This window comes from Variovorax glucosi (genome assembly GCF_051216695.1).
Taxonomy (GTDB): domain Bacteria; phylum Pseudomonadota; class Gammaproteobacteria; order Burkholderiales; family Burkholderiaceae_C; genus Variovorax.
The window spans coordinates 1-1,101 of the sequence record NZ_JBPJZE010000317.1 but is presented as its reverse complement, the minus strand read 5'-3'; the positions used below and the strand labels follow the sequence as shown (position 1 = coordinate 1,101).

Annotated in this window: 1 protein-coding gene; it reads left to right on the top strand. The window is 67.2% G+C overall.

Translation table 11 applies throughout. The annotated features are described in order from the left end of the window. On the top strand, positions 1 to 1,101 hold a 1,101-nt coding region (locus tag ACSFA3_RS25280), incomplete at both ends, for a thiamine pyrophosphate-binding protein (protein ID WP_435508081.1).

Here is a 1,101-nt window from a genome sequence, read left to right as displayed (position 1 = left end):
CCGCCTGATTCCGGTGGTGCATGAGCAGGGCGGCGCCCACATGGCCGACGGCTATGCGCGCGTGTCGGGCCGCCACGGCCTCGTGATCGGCCAGAACGGCCCCGGCATCAGCAACTGCGTGACGGCCATCGCGGCCGCCTACTGGGCGCACAGCCCGGTCGTGATGATCACGCCCGAGACCGGCACCATGGGCATGGGCCTCGGCGGCTTCCAGGAAGCCAACCAGCTGCCGATGTTCCAGGAGTTCACCAAGTACCAGGGCCACGTGAACAACCCCAAGCGCATGGCCGAGTACACGGCGCGCTGCTTCGACCGCGCCATCTCCGAGATGGGCCCGACGCAGCTCAACATTCCGCGCGACTACTTCTACGGCGAGATCACCACCGAGATCCCGAAGCCGATGCGCGTGGAGCGCGGCGCGGGCGGCGAGAACAGCCTGAACGCCGCCGTCGAACTGCTGGCCTCGGCGAAGTTTCCGGTGATCCTCTCGGGCGGCGGCGTGGTCATGGGCGATGCGGTGGAAGAGTGCAAGGCACTCGCCGAGCGCCTGGGCGCGCCGGTGGCCAACGGCTACCTGCGCAACGACTCCTTCCCCGCGAGCCACCCGCTGGCAGCGGGGCCGTTGGGTTATCAAGGCTCCAAGGCCGCGATGAAGCTCATCGCGCAGGCCGACGTGGTGCTCGCACTCGGCTCGCGCATGGGCCCCTTCGGAACGCTGCCGCAGCACGGCATGGACTACTGGCCGAAGGACGCGAAGATCATCCAGGTAGAGGCCGATCACACCAACCTCGGCCTTGTGAAGAAGATCACTGTGGGCATTCACGGCGACGCCAAGGCCACCGCCAAGGAACTGCTCAAGCGCCTGCAAGGCAAGACGCTGGCCTGCGACGCCAGCAAGGCCGAGCGCGCCGCGAAGATCAAGGCCGAGAAGGCCGCATGGGAGAAAGAGCTCGACGAGTGGACCCACGAGCGTGACCAGTTCAGCCTCGACGCCATCGAGGAAGCCAAGGGCGAGAAGACGCCCACCGGCGGCAGCTATCTGCACCCGCGCCAGGTGCTGCGAGAACTCGAAAAAGCCATGCCACCACGCGTGATGGTCTC